The following is a 435-nucleotide window of genomic DNA, read 5'->3' on the forward strand; positions in this document are numbered from 1 at the left end:
CCGGGGTGCCCTGGACGATCTCGACGGCGGCCTCGGTGCGGCCGGAGCCGTCGTAGGCGTCGTCGTAGACCCGTAGGACGACCAGGTCGATGCGGCCGTACAGCGCGTCGCCGTCGGCGAAGGTGAGCGGGAGGGTGTCGGTCAGGGCCACGGGGTAGGCGCCCTGGGCGTCGGTGCCCTGGATGACGGCGCGGCCGGGGTAGACGGCGGCGGTCATGGTGCCGGTGGTGGCGCTGTACAGGGTGAACCCGGAGATGCGGTACAGGCCTTCGGCGGATCCGGGCAGGATCCCTGAGCGGGTCGCGATGCGTGAGGTCGGGGTGAGGGCGCCGAGCGAGATGAGCCTGGTGTCCTCGCGGGACTGGCCGTCCGGGGACAGCCAGCCGGAGCGTACGGGCATGGTCTAACTCCAATCAGGGTGTGGGGAGTTGGGGG

1 pseudogene is annotated in these 435 nt (G+C 71.7%); it reads right to left on the reverse strand.

The window, feature by feature from the left end:
- Window positions 1-400, reverse strand: a pseudogene (locus tag ACNFOC_RS55440) (hypothetical protein); the annotation flags it as partial.
- Window positions 401-435: the final 35 nt, after the last annotated feature.

It is taken from the genome of Streptomyces colwelliae (genome assembly GCF_048158785.1).
In the GTDB taxonomy this organism is placed as follows: Bacteria; Actinomycetota; Actinomycetes; order Streptomycetales; family Streptomycetaceae; genus Streptomyces.